This is a genomic window from Cognatishimia maritima (assembly GCF_900129685.1).
In the GTDB taxonomy this organism is placed as follows: Bacteria; Pseudomonadota; Alphaproteobacteria; order Rhodobacterales; family Rhodobacteraceae; genus Cognatishimia; species Cognatishimia maritima.
Genome location: NZ_FQWM01000001.1, coordinates 1 through 16,941, shown reverse-complemented (window position 1 = coordinate 16,941; position 16,941 = coordinate 1). Strand labels below are relative to the sequence as shown.

Genomic DNA, 16,941 nt, shown 5'->3' with positions numbered 1-16,941 from the left:
ACAAGGTCACATTCGGCTGTGCCATGCATCGATGCAACCGACAATCGGCCCTCCAACCACGACCAAGAGAGAAAGCTTAGGCGACGTTATCCTTCAGCACCTGCACCACTGCGTCCCGCGGCACATCCGCCGTCACAAAGGCTTCGCCAATGCCACGCGCCAGAATAAACCGCAGTTGCCCATCAACAACCTTCTTGTCCTGCCCCATCAGGTCCACCAGCGCCTCGGCCGAGGGCAGATCGCCGTCGATATCCGTCAGATCGACCTTCATGCCCATGGCTTTCAGGTGCGCGCGCACGCGGCTGGGGTCTTCTTGGCTGCAAATCCCCAAACGCGACGACAGTTCAAACGCCAAGGCACAGCCGATGGCCACGCCCTCGCCATGCAATAGCCGATCGCCATATCCCGTTGCCGCTTCAAGGGCATGGCAGAAGGTATGACCAAGGTTCAAAAGCGCCCGGTCACCCTGTTCGGTTTCATCCCGCTCGACAATATCGGCTTTCATCTCACAAGAGCGTTTCACCGCCGCGATCCGCGCCGACACATCCCCCGCCGCCAGCTTGGGGCCGTATTCCTCCAGCCAGTCAAAAAAAGCTGCATCCCCCAGCAGCCCGTATTTGACGACTTCGCCATAACCAGACAGGAAATCGCGCGACGTCATGGTGCCCAGAACGTCGATATCAGCCAGCACCAAAGACGGCTGGTGGAACGCCCCGATCAGGTTCTTGCCCTGCGGTGCGTTGATCCCGGTTTTGCCGCCCACGGAACTGTCGACCTGCGCCAGCAGCGATGTCGGGATTTGCACAAACCCCACCCCGCGCCGCATCGTGGCAGCCGCAAAGCCGGTTAGGTCGCCGATCACACCGCCACCAAAGGCAATCACAAGGTCTTTGCGCTCGACCTTTTGGGCCAACAACCATTCAACCGTCTGTTCATAATAAGGCCAGCTTTTGGTACTTTCGCCCGCAGGCAACACCAAGGCCTCACTTTCAATACCGGCGGCAGCCAGACCATCCTGCAAGGTCTGCAAATGCAAGGCGGCGACGTTTTCTTCGGTCACAATCATCATGCGTTTGCGGTTGCTGATCTGACCAATCAACGCCCCGGCGCGGCCCAATAGCCCTTGACCGATGTGGATGTCATAGGCGCGGTCGCCCAAGCCAACGTGAACGGTTTCCATGCTCATGCCTCCAACACGTCCGGGCGGGTCAAAAGCGCCTCTAGCACCCGGTCCGCCATATCTTCGATTGAATACTTCGCATCCGCCTTCACCGACAGCTCCGCCTTGGCATAGACGGGCACCCGAACCTCATAGATTTCTTTCAAGGTCTGACGCGGATTGGGCGTGTGCAGCAAGGGGCGCGTGTCCTTGTGGCGCACCCGCTGCCACAAAAGATCCAGATCGGCGTCCAGCCAAACAGCCACGCCTTTATCGGAAATTAAATCGCGGTTGGCTTCGGCCAGAAACGCCCCGCCGCCGGTCGACAGAATGCCGCGTTCCTCGTCCAGCAGCCGTTCGATCACCTGCGTTTCCTTCTGACGAAAAAAAGCCTCTCCATCGCGTTCAAAAATTTCGGCAATGGCCATGTTGGCGGCTTTGACGATTTCCGCATCAGAATCCAGAAACGGTACCCCGATCTTAGCCGCCAGCGCCCGGCCAACCGCGGTTTTGCCTGCGCCCATCATCCCAACCATGACGACTGTTTTCTTCAGTTTCATATCCAACTGCCCAAATATTCGGGGCGTCGGGCCGATTTTCCGGCCAAAATCCGCCATTTGGCATTGAATGACGTGATATTGTCCAAAAGGCCAGTTATAAAGTGGAAAACAACAGGCAAAAAACTGGGGAAGCACATGGGCAAGCTCATCAGAGCACTGTTTTTCCTGATCATCTTCGCAACCGTTGCGCTGACGGTCTACGCATATCTGGGGCCAATCTTTGGGGTGGATTTCTCTGCCCCACAGCAAGAGATTCGCGAACCGGTCGCATTGGATGTGCAATAAGCGTCATCTGACAGGTCTGGCTGGTGTTGCATTGGCCCTTTTGGGGCCAGCACTGTCCCAAGCCGAGGGCAATGAGCCTTTGTCGGCCATTGATTGGTTGGGGCAAACCCCGACGGTCACGCTTCACATCGAACCCGAATCCCCCGTTGCCGAAGACGGCGATACACCCGCAATCGATGTGTCAGAACTTGATGCATCCGGGCGTGACGCGGTTGGGCTTTTGCCGGGCACCATCACCGGGTTGCCAAACACCCTCTGGCAGAACAGCCGGGCCAGTGATCTTGTGACCCTGATTGCCGACATGCCCGAGGAGCCCCTGCCCGCGCTGCAGGCCTTGATGTACACGCTGCTGCTGGCCGAAGCGAACCCGCCGCGCGACGCCGAAGGTCAGGATGCGCTCCTGCTGGCGCGGGTCGACAAACTGATGGCGCTGGGCGCGATTGAACAGGCCAATGCTTTGTTGCTGCGGGCAGTCCCGGACCGGCCCGACTTGTTTGCGCGGTGGTTTGATGTCTCGCTTTTGATCGGCGAAGAACAGACCGCTTGTGATCGCCTGAACGCCGCGCCGCACCTCTCGCCGGGGTTTGCAGCCCGTATCTTTTGCTTGGCCCGCGCGGGCGAATGGGAAACGGCTGTTCTCACCCTGAACACGGCCAACTCGCTCCGATTGATCACCCCCAGCGAAGATGAACTCCTCCTGCGCTTTCTTGATCCGGAACTTTTTGCCGAAGACCCGCTGCTGATCACCGCAACAACGCCCGATATGCTGCAGTTCCGTCTGTTTGAAGCCATCGGAGAGCCACAGCCCACCCGCCTACTGCCACGCGCCTTTGCCCATGCAGACCTGCGCCCGAATATGGGCTGGAAAAGCCAGCTGGATGCCGCAGAACGGTTGGCGCGTGTCGGGGCCTTGCCTGAAAACAAACTCTTTGCGCTGTATCTGGATGGCAAACCTGCCGCCTCTGGCGCAGTTTGGGATCGTGTCGCCGCCGTGCAAAAGGTCGATGCCGCCATCGCGCAGCAAGACGCAGCAAAGCTGGCCGCAGCGCTTCCCAAAGCCTGGGACGTGATGGTCACAGCCCACTTGGACATTCCTTTTGCACGTTATTACAGTGCTGCGCTCGGCCTGTTGTCGGCGGAAGACCGAGAGACAACGCCCGCACGCGATATTCTGTTGCTGTCAGACAGCTACGAAAGCGCCGCAAAAGAAGGCCCGCAGGATTTCTTGGCGGGTCTTGCACAAGGCGTCCCGCCGCGCCGCGCGGCCGACCCGACCCGACAAGCCATCGCCGATGCATTTCACGGCGCGGGCGTGCCACAAGTCTGGACAAACAGACTTGCACGCGGTCAATTGGGTGAGGTAATCTTGTTGGCGATGACATCATTTCAACAGGGCGTCGAAGGTGACCTTCGCGCTTTGACAAATTCTTTGGCTACATTTCGCGCCGTCGGACTTGAAGAATTCGCACGTCAGGCAGCGCTTCAAATATTACTTTTAGATCGCGGTTATTGATGAACAATTTGCAATGGATATCCACATTTCTCGAAGCTCAGGCTGCTGAACTCGGCGCTTCAAACAACACACAACTGGCCTACGCGCGCGACCTTAAGGGATTTGCCGAATGGACGGATGCACGGGAACAAACCTTTGCGGAAACCGCCCGCGAAGACGTCGAAGACTACATGGTCTATTGCGACGCACAGGGTTTGGCAAAATCCACCCGCGCGCGGCGTCTTTCTGCCATCAAACAACTGTTCCGTTTTGCCTTTGAAGAAGGCTGGCGAGAGACCAACCCAGCGATTCAAATCAAGGGACCAGGGCTTGATAAGCGCCTGCCCAAAACGCTGGATATCAGCGAAGTCGACCGCCTGATCGATGCCGCGCGAAACTCTGGCCGCAACGCACAAGAACGCACACGTAACATCTGCCTGATGGAGCTGCTTTACGCGACAGGCATGCGTGTTTCGGAACTGGTAACGCTGCCGGTTTCCTCGACACGCGGCGATCCGCGTATGCTGCTGATCCTTGGCAAGGGCGGCAAAGAACGCATGGTCCCGCTCAGCCCTTCGGCCCGTACAGCGCTTGCTGATTGGCTGAAAATTCGCGACGCTGTCGAAGAGGACAATCTGCGAAATGGCAAATCGGGGTCCAAGTTTCTATTTCCAAGTCGGGGCAAACTGGGCCACCTGACGCGGCACCGCTTTTATGCATTGATCAAGGAATTCGCGGTCAGCGGTGGCGTAGACGCCTCTAAGGTCACGCCCCACACTCTGCGACATGCCTTTGCGACACATTTGTTGGCGAATGGGGCCGATCTCCGTTCGATCCAGACTTTGCTGGGCCATGCCGATGTCGCCACGACAGAGATTTACACCCACGTGCTGGATGAACGGTTGAAAGAACTGGTTCTGGAGAACCACCCGCTCCGTAAAAAGTAGCCGCTAGCGGCGCATATCGGGCGGCAAGACATCCTCAGACGGCCAATGCCCATTCAGCAAGGCGCGGTGATAGCCCTGCGTTAGGCCAACGGCCTCCATCGCTTTGCTTGCCGATGCGGCGTCATAGTCCAACCGGTGAAACGCCACCTGCCCTGCGGTCATCACAGCAAAGGCGGTTTGCGGTGTCCCATCATTGGGCGGCATGCCAATCGCGCCGGTGTTGATCCAACGTTGCCCGTTTGAAAGCATCTTTTCAAAGGCAATCCCACAATGCCCCGCGATCACGCCGTCGACACGTCCAATCTGGTCGGCGATGGCGTCAAACTCTTGCAAAAACGCCGCCTCGGGAGACACCGGCCACAAAAATCGGCTGATATCTGTTAGCCCGCCATGAACGACGGCAAACCGTTGCCCGTGGTGCTGAAACACCATCAGATCAGGCAGCGCACCCAACCAAGCGCGCATCTTTGTCCGGACCAGACGATCCGCATGGGCAAACCAGCCTGCCGACAGCAGATCGCAGGTTGTGCCCGCCTCAAACCCGCAGCCACAATCCATCGCATTCTCGGCCAACTGCTTTTCGCAATTCCCTGCAAGGATCGGCCCACCAAAATCCTGCCACAGCGTGGCGGTTTCGACAGGGTCCGCGCAATAGGCCACCAAATCGCCGGTGCAGATCACGTGTTCCGGCCCAAAACCGCCCTTTTTCGCAAAATCCAGCAAGGCGCGGCTGGCGTGAAGGTTGGAATACGGCCCGCCAAACAGCAAAAGCGGTGTGTCTAACTGGCCCAGATCGCAAACCTTCATCGCGCTTTTCCTTGAATGCGCGCCCGTCGCGCCCCATAACGCCAATGAGTTAAAGGGATAAATTGACTGATGGAAGTCACAATTCTGGTATTGGACACAGCCTTCTGGATCACCGCCGGGGCGATTGCAGTCCTTCTGATGCTCTCTGCCTTCTTTTCTGGCAGCGAAACCGCGTTGACGGCCGCCAGCAGAGGCAAACTGCGCAGCCAAGCAGACAAAGGCAATAAGGGCGCAATGCGCGCCCTCAAAATCACCGAGGATAACGAACGCCTTATTGGCTCGGTCCTTCTGGGCAACAACCTTGTGAACATCCTCGCGACCTCGCTTGCGACGGCGCTGTTCACGCGCCTGTTCGGCGAAAGCGGTGTTGCCTTGGCGACGTTGGTGATGACCCTGCTGGTTCTGATCTTTGCCGAGGTCCTGCCCAAAACATATGCCATCACAGCTCCTGAAACAGCCGCCTCCCGCGTGGCGGGCATCATTCAGGTTGTCGTGACGCTTTTTGCACCCGTGGTCTCTGCCGTGCGCCTTTTGGTGCGCATTGTCCTCAGCATCTTTGGTGTGCGCACCGACCCGGATAGCCACATCCTTGCCGTGCGCGAGGAAATCGCTGGCGCCATTCAATTGGGCCACTCCGAGGGGATCGTGGAAAAAGAAGACCGCGACCGCATCCTTGGCGCGCTTGATCTGGGCGACCGGACCGTCGAAGAAATCATGCTGCACCGCTCTGGGATTGAGATGATCAACGCCGACGACGTGCCCGATGACATCGTGCGCCAATGTCTGGAAAGCAACTACACCCGCCTACCTGTCTACAAGGATGATCCTGAAAACATCATCGGTGTGATCCACGCCAAAGACCTGCTGCGCGAGATGCACTCTTCTGGGGATGGCAGCGATTCAAATGAGATCGGGATGTTCAACCTCTCGGCTGTCGCCAAGACGCCATATTTTGTGCCCGACACCACGTCGCTTGATGACCAAATGCGGCAATTTCTCAAACGCCGCAGCCATTTTGCGCTTGTCGTGGACGAATACGGTGCCCTGCGCGGGTTGATCACGCTTGAGGATATTCTGGAAGAAATCGTCGGCGAAATCACCGATGAATTTGACCCCGCCGCCGACCACCCAATTCGCCAAAGCGAAGATGGGCAATTCCTGATCGACGGGGCGATGACAATCCGCGATTTGAACCGCGCCAGCGATTGGAGCCTGCCCGATGACGAAGCCAACACCGTTGCCGGTCTGGTCATCCACGAGGCACAGACCATTCCGGTTGTCGGTCAGGTCTTTGCCTTTCACGGCTTCCGATTTGAAATCGTGTCCCGCGAAGACAACCGCATCACCAAGCTGAAAATGCGCCCACTCGAAAGCCCGTTGTCGCGTGGCTAACCGCGCTTAGTGAGGCCGGATGCTTTGCCCCTCAGGGGATAGAAACGAACGCGCGCTGGCATAAGTCAGCGCGTTGTCGTTTTGGCGGCTCTCATCAAAAGCCGGCAAAATCTCTGCCAGCGCGGCGTGCTCCTGCTGGGTTAACCGTGACCGAAGCTCCGCGTTCGGCAGCAACGAACTTACCCAGATCCCGTCGACATTGATCAACTCATGCTGCGCCAAGAGCAATGTCACAAAAGGCATCGGATCCGTGCGGTCAACCGCAAATCCGGTGCGCGTCATCGCAGACAGATCAGCGGCCTTCACCAAGAACTCACCCGCGCCATAGCGCGCCAAGACCTCGCGTCCACTCAGCAAGATACCCTGCCCGGCTGTGACTAGAATGTGCGTGTCTTGCTGGCTGTGCGTAGCTTTTAAGCGATAGCACTGGGTCTGCGCATCCCCTTGCCACAGCTTCTGCCACAACAGCGGTTGATACCCGCTGTCGCGCGTCAGCAGGCGATCACCCGCGCGCAATTGACCCGCGGGTTTCTGGCCGTCGAGCGTCATCACCAGCGCCTGCGCCGCAATGCCAGCAATCGCGCCAGTATCAGCAGCTTGTCGAACATCCCGGTTCCGCTCTGCCCGTGCCTTGCCCCGCAAAAAGACAGCGGGTCGCGCAATCTCTACCGGACAGCTTGGCCGCACGTCAGAAGCCGTGGCAGCCGGCGCATTTGACCCAGCCACCTTATGGAAAATATTGTCCTGCCCAGCAGCCTGATTGCCCTGCGCAGATGCTTTCGTCATACGACGGTTCACCACACGAAATTTCATGGTCAGCCTTGTTCTTCGTATTATGAGGCCGCTTCTGCAGGCGTTCAGTCTGTGCATTTGCTAGCCAAGGATCAGGGCGCGATTGGGGCAAAAAAGGAAAACCATTGCGTTTTTACAAAGGCTTAGCCGCTGCCCCATTTTTGCACCGCATCTACCAAAGAATGCCGCAAAGCTTTCACAGTGACATCACCATTCAAAGGCACAACAGGCCCGAGCAGAGGCGCGCGCGATATACAAGCCTGTCATTATTTAAAGAAAACAAGGGTCAATTCACATGCCCGGTAGCAACACAATAGACTGGTCCACCGTCAGCGAGAACGGCAATTACACTGTTGGTTCAGGTGACGCGGCAATGGGCGTCACGATTTCCACAACCACAAACGGCGACGCACAAAGCGCTGCGGTTTCTGATCAAGGCAGCCCCAGCGAAGAAGGCCTTTGGGTCAATGATCTGACCTCCGCGGTGGTCACCGAAGTGACTTTTGACGCACCGGTTCAAAACGTCAGCTTCGAAATCTTCGATCTTGACCAAAATGGCACCGATTGGGACGAACGGATCACCATCCTTGCAACCGATGCCGAGGGCAATGTCTTCCCGGTCTCTTATTCAGATCTGGCAATTTCGCACACCACAAGTGGCAATACGATTGATGCAGAAGGCATCAGCGACACCGGCACCAACACCAGCGGTGCAGAGGACAGCGTGACCGCCACTATTGCTGGTCCGATCCTCTCGCTCGAAATCATCTTTGAACCCGGAGAAGACGCCGCGCAAACCGGCGCACTTGGCATTTCCGATATCACCTTTGACGCGGCGCCCGATGGCATTGTGGAAGGCGGCGGAGCTGCGGATAAGATCGATCAATATTACACCGATGATCCCGAGGGCGACATGGTCAGCGACGGCGACGATGTGGTCGAGGCTGGCGCGGGCGATGACTCGATTTATACGGGCGATGGCGACGACCATGTGTCTGGCGGAGACGGCAATGACATTGCCGAACTCGGCGCAGGCAATGATACGTTCATCGGCGGTGAAGGCGATGACAGCGTGAACGGCGATCTGGGTGATGACGTTTTGCATGGCGGCACCGGCAACGATTTCCTGCGCGGCAGCTATGGCAACGACACGATTTATTCCGGCGGTCACGGCGACGGCGATGATTACCTTTGGGGCGGCTATGGCGATGACCGTTTCATCATCGAAGACGGCTTTGGCAATGACACCATCGCCGCCGAAAACCAAGACGAAGTCGACGGCGACACGCTGGACCTCAGCGCAGTCACCAGCGACCTGGCCATCGACCTTTCCGGCGGGGCCAAAGGCGTTGGCAGCCTCACGGATGGCACCGATACGCTTACGTATGATGCCATCGAAAACATAGTGCTCTCCTCTGGGCAGGACACGCTGCTTTTGGCCGATGGATCCGGCAGCGATAGCGTGATCGACTTTGCTCTGCCGATTGACAATGGCGACGGCAGCTTCACGGCCCAAGACATGCTCGATGTTTCTGGCATGACCTCGGACTACGGCAGTACACCCGTCACAACACGAGATGTAACCATCAGCGAAGACGCCGATGGAAATGCTGTCCTGACCTTCCCCGGCGGTGAAAGCCTGACCTTGGTTGGCGTCAGCGCCGACGACCTGTCTGACCCCGCCGTGCTCGAGGCGATCGGCATCCCTGCCGCACCGGATGGCTATATCACTGGCACGGACAGCGATGATGTGATGACCGCAGGCTATACGGATGCGGATGGGGACGTGATTGATGACGACGACGCAGCCCTCCCCGGTGCAAGCGGCGACGATGATCATATCCTTGCCATGGGCGGCAATGACCTCGTTTTTTCCGGCGCAGGTAATGATATTGTCGAAGCAGGTTCAGGCAATGACACGATCTTTGCAGCGACCGGAGATGACACACTGATCGCCGGATCGGGGGACAATGTCCTTTACGGCGAAGACGGCAATGACGTCTTCTATGCGGGCACCGGCAGTGACAGCATGGAAGGCGGTGCCGGAAATGATCAGTTCCACGACATCGGTGCTGGCGACACGGTTGTCGGTGGCGATGGCACGGACACGATCAATATGGAGGGTGCCGGCCCCTATTCGGTCACCTACAATGGTGCCGATCCGACCTCTGGACAAATCCAGTTTCTGGATGGCAGCGGCAATGTGACCGGCACCGCCCATTTCAGTGGCATTGAAACCATCGTACCCTGTTTTACCCCCGGCACGCTGATCGAAACCATAGACGGCCCGCGCGCGGTTGAGGCCCTGAAAGTTGGCGACCAGATCAAAACCCGCGATCACGGCCTCCGCCCGATCCGCTGGATCGGCCGTCGCGATGTGACGTCCTTGGAGTTGCAGCAAGCCCCCCATTGGCGCGCGATTTGCATCCGCAAAGGCTCGCTCGGTCAAGGTTGCCCCGCGCAAGACATGCGACTTAGCCCAAACCACAGATTGATGATTACCGACCCGCGCGCGGACCTGCTTTTTGGTGAAGCAGAGGTTTTGGTCGCAGCCAAGCACCTTGTTGGTCGCGAAGGTATTTCTCGGGATGCCGCAACAACAGTCAGCTATGTGCACATCATGTTTGACCAGCATGAAATTGTGCAATCCGACGGCATTTGGACTGAAAGCTTCCGGCCAGGACAGCAGGCATTGGCGGGTATGGATACGGCGCAGCAAGAAGAGATTTTCGCCCTCTTCCCAGAGTTACGCAGCCACCCGGACCAAGCCTTCCCCACGGCCCGCAGGATTGCGACGCGACAAGAAGCCAAACTCTTTCTGAAATGACCCAAAACAAAAAAGAGCGGCCAAGGCCGCTCTTTTTGATGGTACCCAAGGCCGGACTCGAACCGGCACGTCCGCTAGGACGGGGGATTTTGAATCCCCTGCGTCTACCATTCCGCCACTTGGGCACGTTCGGCTGAAATAGCGAAGCCGGGAATTGGCGTCCAGAGGCAAAACAGCAAAATTTGAAAAATTGCGAAAAAAGATTTTCGCAGACCCACCGACGGCGTGCCTTTGCATTCCCACTGCATGACGACGCGCTTACACAGGTTATCCACATTCGATCTAGGGATAACTGGATATTAAGATATTTTACAACGGCTAACGTCGCACTTTAACTGTAACACGCAATTGACAGAGTCATTACAAGAAAATTGAATTATTTCAAATTGTAACGGCAAATATATAATGTACACTTTATCTCAGTATTGCCCATAAATACCTCGCAACTTATTGTTTTTAAATTGTTTAGACCTCTACTTAATCTAATACTGCTCTTTGCGCTCCAAATCGGCGCAGTTCTGCCAAAAGATCGAGTTTTCTCTTGCACTCCAATTCGAACTACCGCAGGCAGACACCGGCGATGTTGAGGTGGCTATGCTGAAACGACTTTATGACTGGACCATGCGCCTTGCGGATCACCCGCAGGCGCTTTGGGCGCTGGCGCTTGTTAGCTTTGTCGAAAGCTCTGTCTTTCCCATTCCGCCCGACATTATGATGATCCCAATGATCCTTGCCGCCCCACACCGCGCGTGGCTGATCGCGCTGGTTGCGATGGTATCGTCTGTTGCAGGTGGTGTGCTGGGCTATGCCATCGGGGCCTTTGCTTTTGAGCAACTTGGTCAGCCCATTTTGGAAAGTCTGGGTAAAGGCGACGCCATGGCCGAGTTCAACACCCGCTTTAATGACTTCGGATTCTGGGCCGTGCTGGGCGCGGGCATTACACCGTTCCCATATAAAGTCATCACGATCATGTCGGGCTGGACGGGCATGCCGATTGCAACCTTTGTTGCGACCTCCATTCTGGCCCGTGGGCTGCGGTTCTTTATCGTCGCCGCATTGCTTTGGAAGTTCGGCAGCCCGATCCGAAACTTCATCGAAAAACGGCTTGGGTTGATGTTCACCCTCTTTCTCGCCATCCTCTTTGGCGGCTTTTTGGCTGTGAGGTTTCTGTGATGTCTGAAATGACTCGGCAACGCGCAACACTGCTGCTGACACTTGCCTCCCTAGGCATGATCTTGGCCGCATGGGGGTTTCAGTACATCGGCGGCTATGCACCGTGTAAAATGTGCTACTGGCAACGTTACCCGCATTTCGCGGCCATTTTGATTGGCGGGCTGGCACTGGCCCTGAAAGCACGCGCCTTGGCGTGGCTTGGCGTGGTAGCAATGCTGACGACAGCAGGTATCGGCATCTTCCATTCCGGCGTTGAACGCAAACTGTGGGAAGGGCCGACATCCTGCACGTCCTCTTCTATCGGCGGGCTGAATACGGATGAGTTGTTTAACCAGATCATGAATGCTCCGCTGGTGCGCTGTGATGAGATCCCTTGGCAAATGCTTGGCTTTACCATGGCCAATCTGAACGCTCTAGCCTCGCTGGCATTCGCCGCGGGATGGCTTTGGGTTGCGCTGAAAAAAGACTGACCCGGAAATTCCTAGCCGGTCTTTCGTGTCGCCAGCAGCAGGTTGGTTTCGCTGGTTGCGACCCCCTGTAGACGCCTGATTTGGCCCAACACGTCGTCAAATTCTGCCAATGTGTCGGTGCCCAGTTCCACAATCAAATCCCACCGACCATTTGTAGAATGGATGGTTTTCACATTCGGCATGCCGCGCAGCTGACGGATAATACGTTCTGCGCCATGTCCTTCGATGCCAATCAGCATCAGGCCCCGGATTGGGTCGGTTTGAATGTCTTCCTTCAGGACAACACTAAAGCCGACAATGTCGCCGCGTTCTTTCAGCCGTTCCAGTCTGCCGCGTACCGTCGTGCGCGAGACACCAAGCGCCGCTGCAAGGTCAGATAAAGATGCGCGCGAGTCATGCCGCAGGGCTGAAATCAATTTGCGATCCATACTATCCATAGTGGAATAAAACACTTCCGTTTTGATCAAATTGGGTCCGTTATGCGCGATTTGAGGGCTAAAATGCAACCCATTTTGGCTGGTAGACATGTCTTAGCACTCTGACCATGGGAACAGCCGGAGCGGGATATGACACAACAGACATGCATACTTATTGGGGCGCCGGTGGATTCCGGCAAGCAACGACGGGGCTGCCTGATGGGGCCGGATGCCTACCGCACCGCTGGACTTGTCGAAAGCCTTGAAGAGCTGGGGCATAGGGTCATTGATCAAGGCGATGTCACCCGAGCAGAAAAGTCCCTGACCGCGCCGGATGCGAAAATCCACTATTGGTCCGAAACCATCGCTTGGACCGAAGCGCTGGCCGATGCGGCCGAAGCCGCAATGCAAAAGGGCCTGCCAATCTTTCTGGGCGGTGACCACAGCTTGGCTGCTGGGACGGTGACCGGAGTCGCGCGCTACGCTAACGCACAAAACCGGCCTCAGTTTGTGCTTTGGCTGGATGCACATAGTGATTACCACACACCGACCTCAACCGACTCCGGCAATTTGCACGGCACGCCGTTGGCCTATTTCACCGGGCGCGAAGGGTTTGAGGGCTTTCCGAAGGTCAAACAGCCAATTCCGCAAGAAAACGTTTGCATCATCGGGCTGCGGTCGGTCGATACCGCCGAACGCGAAGCATTGATGGCCAGCCAAATCCACCGTCACGACATGCGGGAAATCGACGAAAGCGGCATCGCGAAACCCTTAGCGGCCTTCCTGAAGCGTGTTGCTGAAGCAAACGGCCTGCTACATGTGTCGCTGGATGTCGATTTCCTAGACCCCAGCGTCGCGCCAGCCGTAGGCACAACGGTGCCCGGTGGTGCCACGGTGCGCGAGGCGCATCTGGTTATGGAGATGCTGCATGACAGCGGGTTGATGACCTCTCTGGACCTTGTCGAGTTGAACCCTTTCCTGGATGAGCGCGGGCGCACGGCGACTTTGATGGTCGACCTCGCGGCCTCCTCTCTGGGTCGCAAAATCTTTGATCGCCCAACACGGAGCCACCTATGAAGTCGATCCAAGCACCACAATCTGTGGTGATGATCCGTCCACACCATTTCTGTTCAAACCCCGAGACGCGAGATGACAACGCGTTTCAGACGCTGAGCAATCGCGAGGCCGCGGCCACATCAGAGGCGGCGCTGGCCGAGTTTGATCAAGCGGTTGCCGATCTGCGCGAGGCAGGCGTGCGCGTGCATGTGTTTGACGACATGGGGACTGAAACACCCGACAGCGTTTTCCCCAACAACTGGTTCTCGACCCATGCCGGCGGCCATGTGGCGATCTATCCGATGTTTGCCAAGAACCGCCGCTTGGAACGCCGGTATGACGTGATCGAGATGCTGAAAGCCGAATACCGTGTGCAGGATGTGATTGATTATTCCGGTCTGGAAGCCGACGATCTGGCGCTGGAAGGCACTGGCGCGATGGTTCTGGATCACATGGGGCGCATTGCCTACACCGTGAAATCAAACCGCGCAGACCCCGTGATATTGGAGCGGTTCTGCACCCATTTCAACTTTGAACCGATTGCCTTTGAGGCCAAAGACGCCCAGGGGCGCGATGTCTATCACACCAACGTGCTGATGGGCATTGGCACCGACTATGCGCTGGTCTGTCTGGATATGATCGTGGATGCCGAACGCCGCCGTACGGTTGCCAATCGTTTGGAGGAATCCGGCTGTGAAGTTGTCGACCTGACCCATGACCAAATCGGTGAATTCGCGGGCAATGCCATCGAACTGACCGGCCACAAGCGCCGCTTGGCCCTTTCGACCCGCGCGCTGAAATCTCTGCGCCCGGATCAACTGGCCATCATCGAAAAATCGGCAGAACCGCTGCCGCTTTCTGTTCCCACCATTGAAACTGCCGGCGGGTCCGTGCGCTGCATGATTGCAGGCATCCACCTCACCCGCCGAACCGCCTGAAGGAGCCCACTATGACCCAACCTTCTGACAAAGCCCTCGTCCCTTTTGTGAGCGTCGACAATATGATGCGGCTTGTGCATCACATCGGCATTGAACAAATGCTGATAGAGATCGCCGGATACATCGAAGATGATTTCAAACGCTGGGAGCTGTTTGACAAAACCCCGCGTGTGGCGAGCCACTCTGACGTTGGCGTGATTGAACTGATGCCAACCTCTGATGGTGAGGCCTACGGGTTTAAGTATGTGAACGGCCACCCAAAGAACACCTCTGAGGGGCTGCAAACCGTGACGGCCTTTGGCCTGTTGGCGGATGTTTACACCGGCTATCCGGTGCTGCTGACCGAGATGACCCTGCTGACCGCGCTGCGGACGGCGGCGACCTCTGCCATGGCGGCGAAATACCTTGCGCCAAAGGGGGCCACGACCATGGCGATGATCGGCAATGGCGCGCAGTCGGAATTCCAAACTTTGGCGATGAAGGCGATTGTTGGCATTACCGAAGTGCGTCTTTACGACACCGATAAGGCCGCGACGGAGAAATGCGCGCGCAACCTTGCGGGCATGGGCGTGTCGGTTGTGAAATGCGCAACCCCCGAAGAAGCAATGCATGGCGCGCAGATCCTGACGACCTGCACGGCGGATAAGAAAAACGCCACGATCCTGTCGGACAATATGGTTGGCGCAGGTGTGCACATCAACGCGATTGGTGGGGATTGCCCCGGCAAAACCGAATTGGCGGCGGGTATTCTCGAACGCGCGGATGTGTTTGTCGAATTCCCGGAACAAACCCGCATCGAAGGTGAAATTCAGCAGATGGCGGAGGATTTCCCTGTCACCGAACTGTGGGAGGTCATCACTGGTGCCAAAACCGGGCGTCGGGATGACAAGCAGATCACACTGTTTGACGGCGTTGGCTTTGCGATCGAGGATTTCTCGGCCCTGCGCTATGTGCGGGATCGTGTGAAAGGCACCGAGTTCGCCGATATGCTGGACATGCTGGCCGACCCGGATGATCCGCGTGATCTGTTTGGGATGCTGCAAAGATCCAAAGTAGCGGCTTAAAGGCCTTTTGCCCGACCAATAGGTCGGGCAGCCCCCGACCGCCCCCATGGGCGGGGGCTTCACCCCCACCCGCGGTCAGGGTCAGCCCTTTGAGTAATCTTAAGCGTCGAGTTCCGCGTCCCAATACAAGAAGTCGACCCAGCTTTCGTGCAGGAAATTCGGCGGGAATTTCCGGCCCATGTTCCGCAATTCCTCTGCGCGTGGCTGACGTGGGGGTTTGCGCAGATGCATATTGGCGCGCTGCAAGCTTTTGGAACCTTTTTTCAAATTGCACGGGCTACAGGCCGCCACCACATTTTCCCAGCTTGTCACCCCGCCCGCCGCACGCGGCACCACGTGGTCAAAGGTCAGATCGCCGCGCGACCCGCAGTATTGGCAACAAAATTCGTCCCGCAAAAAAAGATTAAAGCGCGTGAAGGCCACGCGCTTTACTGGTTTGACGTAATCTCTGAGGACAACAACAGAGGGGATTTTGATCTCGATACTCGGACTGTGCACATAGGTGTCATATTCCGCGACGATATCAACCCGGTCCATGTAGACCGCCTTGATCGCATCCTGCCAAGGCCAAAGCGACAGCGGGTAGTACGACAAAGGTCGATAATCCGCATTGAGCACCAAGGCCGGGTGCTGTTTCAACCCGCCGGGTTGATGCACAAACTCTGTCCTGAAATCGCCGTCCATTTGGGACTCACCCTCCGCCCAACTGCCTGATTTTCCAGCATTCGGGCGGGACGTCCCGCCCTGCTCTATCTCTACTATATATCGCGGCAAGTTTCTGACAAGCCCCATGATATATGCATTTGACAAACGGCTAGGCTGATTCCGTAACGTTAGCGTGACAGTTATCCACATTACACTGTGGATGGTTGTTTTTTGGGCAGAGGTGGGATGGATGGGGAGAAGATGAATGAATAACGTGAACTTCTGGCCGTGGAAGTGGCAAGCTGATTTCGTGCGCAAACGATTTGTGGAGACTTAGGGGTTCCATAAAATGGAATCTGATATCGATTATGCGGACGAAGTGAGCATTCGTTGCATGCGCTCCGATGTCGGCAATATGTGCATCACTTCACGCTGCTCTGAAGGGGAACGCGGAAAACAGCCGCCCGCTGCAAGCACAACGAGCGGTCGATCTTGGCGGTAAGCAGTTCGGTTTAAGCGCTGCCAGTAACCTTCGGCCCTGAAGACAGATTGGTTTCATTCTGCAAGCTGCGCACCCGAGCCACCAAGCTCCTTTGGCAGGTCGGCAAATTTCGGCAGACCATCGGGAACGGACAGGGCTTTTTCGCCATAGTGGACATGTAATCCGGGCTTGAATTCAAGTTCTGGGAGCATTGCCGAAAAGACGTCCACCAAACCCATTCCCGGATGATCAGTCATGAGGTGCCCGCCACATTTCGTGCAGAATTTACGATGGCTGTTTTCAGTCTTGTGGTACTCGCCAACATGGCCTTCGCCTTCCGTGATCTCTAGGTTTTGAGGATCCCAGAGCGTAAAGCCGTTCACAGGAGACGCCGACCAGGAGCGGCAGCTTTCACAGTGGCAATATCCCATTCCTTC

17 protein-coding genes and 1 tRNA gene are annotated in these 16,941 nt (G+C 56.8%); 10 read left to right on the top strand and 8 right to left on the bottom strand.

Annotated features, from left to right (window positions below; all coding sequences use genetic code 11):
• Nucleotides 1-76: 76 nt before the first annotated feature.
• Nucleotides 77-1,180, bottom strand: a complete 1,104-nt coding sequence (gene aroB, locus BUA39_RS00085; protein ID WP_072789177.1) for a 3-dehydroquinate synthase — start codon at nucleotides 1,178-1,180, stop codon at nucleotides 77-79.
• Nucleotides 1,181-1,182: 2 nt separating this feature from the next.
• Entirely contained in the window at nucleotides 1,183-1,719 is a 537-nt protein-coding gene (locus BUA39_RS00080) for a shikimate kinase (protein ID WP_242648514.1), read from the bottom strand.
• Nucleotides 1,720-1,854: 135 nt separating this feature from the next.
• Here BUA39_RS00080 and BUA39_RS16720 point away from each other — a divergent pair, with 135 nt between their 5' ends.
• Genes BUA39_RS16720 through BUA39_RS00070 form a run of 3 tightly spaced genes read left to right on the top strand, consistent with a single transcriptional unit; the run spans nucleotide 1,855 to nucleotide 4,443 of the window.
• A complete protein-coding gene (locus tag BUA39_RS16720; protein WP_165610466.1) occupies nucleotides 1,855-2,004 on the top strand; it encodes a hypothetical protein in 150 nt (49 codons plus the stop codon).
• Nucleotides 1,994-3,517 carry a hypothetical protein gene (locus BUA39_RS00075; protein WP_072789173.1) on the top strand — a complete coding sequence of 508 codons (1,524 nt, stop codon included), beginning with the start codon at nucleotides 1,994-1,996 and terminating at the stop codon, nucleotides 3,515-3,517. The genes BUA39_RS16720 and BUA39_RS00075 overlap by 11 nt, the downstream gene beginning before the upstream one ends.
• Entirely contained in the window at nucleotides 3,517-4,443 is a 927-nt protein-coding gene (locus BUA39_RS00070) for a tyrosine recombinase (protein WP_072789171.1), read from the top strand. The genes BUA39_RS00075 and BUA39_RS00070 overlap by 1 nt, the downstream gene beginning before the upstream one ends.
• Before the next feature lie 3 nt (nucleotides 4,444-4,446).
• Here the strand turns inward: BUA39_RS00070 and BUA39_RS00065 are convergent, their stop codons facing one another.
• Nucleotides 4,447-5,250, bottom strand: coding sequence for a metallophosphoesterase family protein (locus BUA39_RS00065; RefSeq protein ID WP_072789167.1), 804 nt, complete (start codon nucleotides 5,248-5,250; stop codon nucleotides 4,447-4,449).
• A 69-nt stretch (nucleotides 5,251-5,319) separates the two neighbouring features.
• On the opposite strand from BUA39_RS00065, the gene BUA39_RS00060 reads away from it, so the two are divergent.
• Nucleotides 5,320-6,642 (top strand): HlyC/CorC family transporter, encoded by a 1,323-nt coding sequence (locus tag BUA39_RS00060; RefSeq protein WP_072789166.1) that lies wholly within the window; start codon nucleotides 5,320-5,322, stop codon nucleotides 6,640-6,642.
• Nucleotides 6,643-6,648: 6 nt separating this feature from the next.
• On the opposite strand, the gene BUA39_RS00055 is transcribed toward BUA39_RS00060, so the two are convergent.
• Nucleotides 6,649-7,455 (bottom strand): Hint domain-containing protein, encoded by an 807-nt coding sequence (locus tag BUA39_RS00055; protein ID WP_072789163.1) that lies wholly within the window; start codon nucleotides 7,453-7,455, stop codon nucleotides 6,649-6,651.
• Between the two features lie 274 nt (nucleotides 7,456-7,729).
• On the opposite strand from BUA39_RS00055, the gene BUA39_RS00050 reads away from it, so the two are divergent.
• On the top strand, nucleotides 7,730-10,261 hold the full coding sequence (locus tag BUA39_RS00050) for a Hint domain-containing protein (RefSeq protein ID WP_110721795.1): 2,532 nt from the start codon (nucleotides 7,730-7,732) through the stop codon (nucleotides 10,259-10,261).
• A 39-nt stretch (nucleotides 10,262-10,300) separates the two neighbouring features.
• Here BUA39_RS00050 and BUA39_RS00045 read toward each other — a convergent pair.
• A tRNA-Leu gene (locus BUA39_RS00045) sits at nucleotides 10,301-10,386 on the bottom strand.
• Nucleotides 10,387-10,855: 469 nt separating this feature from the next.
• Here BUA39_RS00045 and BUA39_RS00040 point away from each other — a divergent pair.
• Nucleotides 10,856-11,434 (top strand): YqaA family protein, encoded by a 579-nt coding sequence (locus BUA39_RS00040; protein ID WP_072789157.1) that lies wholly within the window; start codon nucleotides 10,856-10,858, stop codon nucleotides 11,432-11,434.
• Nucleotides 11,434-11,904 (top strand): disulfide bond formation protein B, encoded by a 471-nt coding sequence (locus BUA39_RS00035; RefSeq protein WP_341349509.1) that lies wholly within the window; start codon nucleotides 11,434-11,436, stop codon nucleotides 11,902-11,904. Before BUA39_RS00040 ends, BUA39_RS00035 begins: the two co-directional genes overlap by 1 nt.
• Nucleotides 11,905-11,915: 11 nt before the next feature.
• Here the strand turns inward: BUA39_RS00035 and BUA39_RS00030 are convergent, their stop codons facing one another.
• The gene (locus tag BUA39_RS00030; protein ID WP_072791601.1) at nucleotides 11,916-12,341 is read right to left on the bottom strand and encodes an Lrp/AsnC family transcriptional regulator; all 426 of its coding nucleotides are present in this window, start codon (nucleotides 12,339-12,341) and stop codon (nucleotides 11,916-11,918) included.
• A 129-nt stretch (nucleotides 12,342-12,470) separates the two neighbouring features.
• On the opposite strand from BUA39_RS00030, the gene rocF reads away from it, so the two are divergent.
• From rocF to BUA39_RS00015, 3 genes are read left to right on the top strand one after another with little or no spacing between them, the layout of a single operon-like run.
• Nucleotides 12,471-13,397, top strand: coding sequence for an arginase (gene rocF, locus BUA39_RS00025; protein ID WP_072789154.1), 927 nt, complete (start codon nucleotides 12,471-12,473; stop codon nucleotides 13,395-13,397).
• Nucleotides 13,394-14,314: a citrulline utilization hydrolase CtlX gene (ctlX, locus tag BUA39_RS00020; RefSeq protein ID WP_072789152.1), complete on the top strand. Its 921-nt coding sequence runs from the start codon at nucleotides 13,394-13,396 to the stop codon at nucleotides 14,312-14,314. Before rocF ends, ctlX begins: the two co-directional genes overlap by 4 nt.
• An 11-nt stretch (nucleotides 14,315-14,325) precedes the next feature.
• Entirely contained in the window at nucleotides 14,326-15,378 is a 1,053-nt protein-coding gene (locus BUA39_RS00015) for an ornithine cyclodeaminase (RefSeq protein WP_072789149.1), read from the top strand.
• Nucleotides 15,379-15,477: 99 nt separating this feature from the next.
• Here the strand turns inward: BUA39_RS00015 and BUA39_RS00010 are convergent, their stop codons facing one another.
• Nucleotides 15,478-16,062: an HNH endonuclease gene (locus tag BUA39_RS00010; protein WP_072789146.1), complete on the bottom strand. Its 585-nt coding sequence runs from the start codon at nucleotides 16,060-16,062 to the stop codon at nucleotides 15,478-15,480.
• Nucleotides 16,063-16,578: 516 nt separating this feature from the next.
• The coding region (locus BUA39_RS00005; protein ID WP_072789143.1) for a GFA family protein at nucleotides 16,579-16,941 on the bottom strand (363 nt) is incomplete at its 5' end.

Coding starts and splice junctions, on each gene's coding strand:
- aroB (WP_072789177.1), bottom strand. CDS start 1,180: ATGGAAACCGTTCACGTTGGCTTGGGCGACCGCGCCTATGACATCCAC.
- BUA39_RS00080 (WP_242648514.1), bottom strand. CDS start 1,719: ATGAAACTGAAGAAAACAGTCGTCATGGTTGGGATGATGGGCGCAGGC.
- BUA39_RS16720 (WP_165610466.1), top strand. CDS start 1,855: ATGGGCAAGCTCATCAGAGCACTGTTTTTCCTGATCATCTTCGCAACC.
- BUA39_RS00075 (WP_072789173.1), top strand. CDS start 1,994: ATGTGCAATAAGCGTCATCTGACAGGTCTGGCTGGTGTTGCATTGGCC.
- BUA39_RS00070 (WP_072789171.1), top strand. CDS start 3,517: ATGAACAATTTGCAATGGATATCCACATTTCTCGAAGCTCAGGCTGCT.
- BUA39_RS00065 (WP_072789167.1), bottom strand. CDS start 5,250: ATGAAGGTTTGCGATCTGGGCCAGTTAGACACACCGCTTTTGCTGTTT.
- BUA39_RS00060 (WP_072789166.1), top strand. CDS start 5,320: ATGGAAGTCACAATTCTGGTATTGGACACAGCCTTCTGGATCACCGCC.
- BUA39_RS00055 (WP_072789163.1), bottom strand. CDS start 7,455: ATGAAATTTCGTGTGGTGAACCGTCGTATGACGAAAGCATCTGCGCAG.
- BUA39_RS00050 (WP_110721795.1), top strand. CDS start 7,730: ATGCCCGGTAGCAACACAATAGACTGGTCCACCGTCAGCGAGAACGGC.
- BUA39_RS00040 (WP_072789157.1), top strand. CDS start 10,856: ATGCTGAAACGACTTTATGACTGGACCATGCGCCTTGCGGATCACCCG.
- BUA39_RS00035 (WP_341349509.1), top strand. CDS start 11,434: ATGTCTGAAATGACTCGGCAACGCGCAACACTGCTGCTGACACTTGCC.
- BUA39_RS00030 (WP_072791601.1), bottom strand. CDS start 12,341: ATGGATAGTATGGATCGCAAATTGATTTCAGCCCTGCGGCATGACTCG.
- rocF (WP_072789154.1), top strand. CDS start 12,471: ATGACACAACAGACATGCATACTTATTGGGGCGCCGGTGGATTCCGGC.
- ctlX (WP_072789152.1), top strand. CDS start 13,394: ATGAAGTCGATCCAAGCACCACAATCTGTGGTGATGATCCGTCCACAC.
- BUA39_RS00015 (WP_072789149.1), top strand. CDS start 14,326: ATGACCCAACCTTCTGACAAAGCCCTCGTCCCTTTTGTGAGCGTCGAC.
- BUA39_RS00010 (WP_072789146.1), bottom strand. CDS start 16,062: ATGGACGGCGATTTCAGGACAGAGTTTGTGCATCAACCCGGCGGGTTG.